The organism is Leptolyngbya sp. FACHB-711, from assembly GCF_014695615.1.
Lineage (GTDB): Bacteria > Cyanobacteriota > Cyanobacteriia > Elainellales > Elainellaceae > Leptolyngbya_A.
Genome location: NZ_JACJOR010000058.1, coordinates 1 through 4,511, shown reverse-complemented (window position 1 = coordinate 4,511; position 4,511 = coordinate 1). Strand labels below are relative to the sequence as shown.

The 4,511-nt window shown below is 50.5% G+C and carries 5 protein-coding genes; 3 read left to right on the top strand and 2 right to left on the bottom strand.

Features of this window, described 5'->3' with window-relative positions:
* Window positions 1-983 (top strand): alpha/beta fold hydrolase (locus H6F80_RS01295; RefSeq protein WP_190789813.1); only part of this gene is annotated, 983 nt, incomplete at its 5' end.
* Here the strand turns inward: H6F80_RS01295 and tsaD are convergent.
* Window positions 980-2,023 (bottom strand): tRNA (adenosine(37)-N6)-threonylcarbamoyltransferase complex transferase subunit TsaD, encoded by a 1,044-nt coding sequence (tsaD, locus tag H6F80_RS01290; protein WP_190789812.1) that lies wholly within the window; start codon window positions 2,021-2,023, stop codon window positions 980-982. The two genes, H6F80_RS01295 and tsaD, sit on opposite strands and share 4 nt — an antisense overlap.
* A 426-nt stretch (window positions 2,024-2,449) precedes the next feature.
* On the opposite strand from tsaD, the gene H6F80_RS01285 reads away from it, so the two are divergent.
* Window positions 2,450-2,935 carry a Photosystem I reaction center subunit III gene (locus H6F80_RS01285; RefSeq protein ID WP_190789811.1) on the top strand — a complete coding sequence of 162 codons (486 nt, stop codon included), beginning with the start codon at window positions 2,450-2,452 and terminating at the stop codon, window positions 2,933-2,935.
* Between the two features lie 37 nt (window positions 2,936-2,972).
* Window positions 2,973-3,101, top strand: a complete 129-nt coding sequence (locus H6F80_RS01280; RefSeq protein WP_190789810.1) for a photosystem I reaction center subunit IX — start codon at window positions 2,973-2,975, stop codon at window positions 3,099-3,101.
* A gap of 164 nt (window positions 3,102-3,265) precedes the next feature.
* Here the strand turns inward: H6F80_RS01280 and H6F80_RS01275 are convergent.
* Window positions 3,266-4,511: hypothetical protein (locus H6F80_RS01275; RefSeq protein ID WP_190789809.1), on the bottom strand; the 1,246-nt coding region annotated here is incomplete at its 5' end.

Sequence of the window (4,511 nt, the reverse complement as noted above, 5' to 3'; positions counted from 1 at the left end):
ATGGTTGGCTACTGAGCCGGGCTTATTGGCAGCCTGTGATTGAGCAGCTAGCAGGAAACTATCAATGCCTTGCTTATGACCTGCGAGGTTTCGGTCATTCTCAAAATTTTCCTAACAGCGCGCCTGCTGCCCAAGCCTTGCCTCAAAATTTAACCGAACTCGATTTAACCGAACCCGTGCCTGAAACCGTGGTTCAAAAAACAGCCGTTAGTGTGGCAAGTCCCACTTCAGTAGCGATTGATCACCCAACATTAAATCGTGAGGCAAGCAGTGGGGCAAGCGGTTCTGTCCCGGTTTCCCTACCCGATCAGACAGCGGCTGATCAGGCTGAGATAAGCTCAAATCGCTATACCCCTGCTGCCTATGCTCAGGATCTCGTTCACCTGCTGGCGGAACTGCAAATTAAAAAAGCCTGGATTGTGGGTCATTCGTTGGGTGGCAGTATCGCACTATGGGCAGCCCATCTCGCGCCTGACACAATCGAGGGTGTGGTTTGCGTGAACGCAGGGGGCGGGATTTATCTGAAGGAAGAGTTTGAGCGGTTTCGCCTGGCGGGAGAACAGTTAGTCAAGTTTCGTCCGCGCTGGTTGTCCTATCTGCCGTTTCTCGACCTGCTTCTGACCCGAATTAATGTTTATCGTCCGATCGCCCGACGGTGGGCTAAGCAACGTCTGCAAGACCTGCTGGTAGCCAATGCAGAAGCTGCCCTCAGGAGCTTGCTCGACTCGACGACCGAAGCCGAAGTCCATCAGCTTCCCCAGGTAGTTGCTCAGCTTCAGCAGCCTGTTCATTTTATTACCGGACAAAAAGACACGGTGATGGAGCCGAAATACGTCCGCCATCTGGCAAGCTTTCATCCCTCTTTTGAGTTTTGCGGTCACAATGTCAGCGAAATTTCAGATTGCGGTCATCTCGCCATGATTGAGCAGCCCGATGTGACGGTTGCTGAAATTCGGGCAGTTTTAGAAAAGTACTCGGCTTAGCTTGCTTCGTTATACAAATCCATTACCGCCCCCAGCGACAGCCGGGATTGAACACCTAGCGTTAGTGGGGAAACGTGACCACGATCGAGATGCTCGGCAGCCGCACAAGCAATCATCGCTGCGTTGTCGGTACAAAATTTGAGGGGTGGAAACAACACACGCAGACCATGTTCCTCCGCTGCCGATTGCAGGTGATGGCGCAAACCGCTATTCGCCGCAACGCCTCCGCCAACTGCGATCGTTTTCAGCCCATTGTCCAACGCGCAAGCGATCGTTCTTTTGGTTAAGGCTTTAGCAACCGCCGCCTGAAAGCTAGCAGCCAGATCAGGCACAGAGAGAGCAGTTGGTGAAACGGTTTGGGTCAGGCGCAGCACGGCAGTTTTTAAGCCGCTAAAGCTGGAATCATAAGGGTGATAGCCGCCTTCGGGCAAAGAGATTTTGCCTTCGGGCAGGGCAAACGCGGCGGGGTTTCCTGCTTTGGCGAGGCGATCGATCACGGGACCACCCGGATAGCCCAAATCGAGCAACCGCGCTACTTTATCAAACGCTTCTCCGGCGGCATCGTCGCGGGTCTGCCCCAGCGTTTCATAGTGTCCGCAGTCTTTCACATGAATTAGGCTTGTGTGCCCACCTGACACGAGCAAACAGAGAAACGGCGGCTGAAGGTCCGGCTCGCTTAAGTAAGAAGCGTAGATATGCCCCTCCAGGTGATGAACGCCCAGAAACGGCTTTTGGTGCAGCATTGCCAGCGTTTTGCCTGCGGTCACACCCACCAACAGCGCACCAACCAGACCGGGGGCACAGGTCGCAGCAACGCCATCAATGGCGTGCCAGTCCAGTTTTGCCTGCTGCAAGGCTGCGTCGAGCACCCAATTAACGGTTTCAAGATGCTGTCGCGAAGCCAGTTCGGGCACAACGCCGCCATACTGCTGATGCAGTTTAATCTGCGAAGAGACAATGTTACTCAGCACCTCCCGATCGCGCACGATCGCGACAGAAGTTTCATCACAGCTTGTTTCGATTGCCAGAACGGTTGCCATAGCCTTGCGAGAGTTCTTGATGATGCTTGATTGTCGTCTGAAGCGATGCCTCAAACTAAATTATGAAGGATTATCCCTAGCCTCCTAATCAATTTGCAGCCAAGCAGAAATCTGTTTGCAAAAATTAATCAACCTATTACGATCTGAATGTGCTCCGAAAAAAACATATAGAGTTAAAAATTGCAAACTAACGTTGACAGAAAATTGCTGAAGACGAGGCAGTGAAGGCGAATGGCTAAACGGCAGTAGGGTTTTCGATCGATCGTTTGAGCGGTTTGATTTAGGCGTAAAGTTCTTTTAAAAGCTTAACTTTACGAGGTTTCCCTGGAAGAGTATGATTGCACTGAAACGCTAATCTTCTTTGTACAAACTCCTTAACAATTTGTACAAATTTCTTTGTTTTTTGTAATAAAGGGAAACAACTCCATGCGAAGATTGTTTGCTCTCGTTGTCGTTCTATTCCTGTGGGTTGGGTTCGTGCCCCCTGCTTCGGCTGATATCGCTGGACTTACCCCTTGTAGCGAATCTCAGGCTTTCCAGGCCCGGGCTGCCCAGGCTCGGACTCCTCAGGCAAAGGCTCGCTTCGAGGCTTATGCTAACTCCCAGGTACTCTGCGGTCCTGACGGTTTACCTCACCTGATTGCAGATGGTCGTCTCAGCCACGCCGGAGAATTTATGATTCCTGGCATCATGTTCCTGTACATTGCAGGCTTGATCGGCTGGTCGGGTCGCTCCTATCTGATCAACGTGCGGAAGACCAAGAACCCCGAAATGAAGGAAGTTCTGATTGATGTGCCGCTCGCCGTCAAATGTGTTGTGTCTGCCCTCGCCTGGCCCCTAGCTGCCCTGAAAGAGCTGACCACGGGTGAACTCGTTGAGGCTGACAACAAAATTCCCGTCGGACCGCGCTAGTTTCTGATTCTCTCTTCCGTTCCTCTGGAGCTATCCTATGCAAAACTTCGTCAAGTACCTCTCTCTCGCACCCGTGGCACTAACGGTCACCCTGGTCGTTCTGTCAGCCAGCGTGATTGAGTTCAATCGCTTCTTTCCTGACCTGCTGTTTCACCCGATGCCGTAGGCAATTTAGCTGAGCGATCAACGTGGGATTATCTTCGATCGGCGATCGATCAGTCTAATCAAACTAACTCACAAACAAATTGAGGCGAATCATTGAGGCAGCAGCTTGCAAACCAGCAAGTTCTACTTCAAGGGTTCGCTTCTCTGCATTCGCTGTTGCCCCAATTAAGACTGCTGCTGAATGCAATTTGCATCCAAAATTCGAAAGCGGCGAATTCGCGCCTTTGTGCAGGCTCGTGCAGTTTGTTGCAGGGCAGCATTGCCGGGTTGAAGCTGCTGAGAAACTGCTGGAAACTGACGAAAGATTGAGTTTTCCTCCAGGTATTTTGGCTCAAAGGACGATCGCTCAACTAGCCAAAAATCCACGTCATATTTCTGAATAAAATTCTTTACCTGATTCAGATCAGGGCTATATTGCGCCTGCATCAGATCGGTTGTGCGCTGACTCATTTCCTCAAAATATTGGACGTGATAGGGCAGCAAATAGCCCTCACCGCCAACCAGAATCGATCGCTGAGCAAAACTGGGAAGCTGATTGGCTTCAGCGCTGAGCGATGCGATTTGAATCTCTTTGGGCTGCTGTTGAAAGAAACGGTACAGTTCTGGAAATTCACCTGTGATATATCCCGTTACGGGAAACGCATCGCCATCAATTCGCAATGTATAGGGATACAAAAAGAGCAATCCGGTAGCAAGGACAGACAAACCAGAAACTACGGCAGCCTGAACTCGACCGTTCATTGGTTTACGAGCCAGCAGAACACGCATTAGGGAATCCCAAAGAATGACGATCGCTACACCAGCCGCTAAAGCAGCGATCATGCGAAAACTATGCTCGGTATAACGATTGGGAAGATGCAGCCGAAACAAAACCAGATGCGCTAAAAGGAACCAGCCCAACGATACGATGAGAAGCTGCGGCAGCAATACAATTTGCGATCGAACCTGATTGGCGAAAGGAAACCGATTTCGAAATTTTAGAAGGAGAGGCAGCGATACAACGAGCCAAAGCTGCGGAATTCCTAGCCATCCCAACGCATTGCCTTCTCTGGCTAAATCACACCATTCGGTGGGCATCATGCCACTTCGTTTACCGCACAGCCAGAAGTCAGTGAAATGATTCACGAAAAACTTTGACCAACCTGTTTCACTAAACGCAGGCAATGGCCTGGCTTGATCTGCGGTAATTATCGGTGAATAGGGAGAAGATTGCAGTGCATACGGCAGCAGAATCAAAAAAGCAGCAATTAATCCGGCGATCGATAATCTTAAATGCGATCGATTCAATCCAATTCCACCGCGAAATTGCCACAGGCGAATGAATAATAGCCCCGCAGAAAGAAAGACGCTCTGGGGATAAAATAATCCCTGCAAAACAATCACAATGATTAAGGGGATAAGCGATCGACGC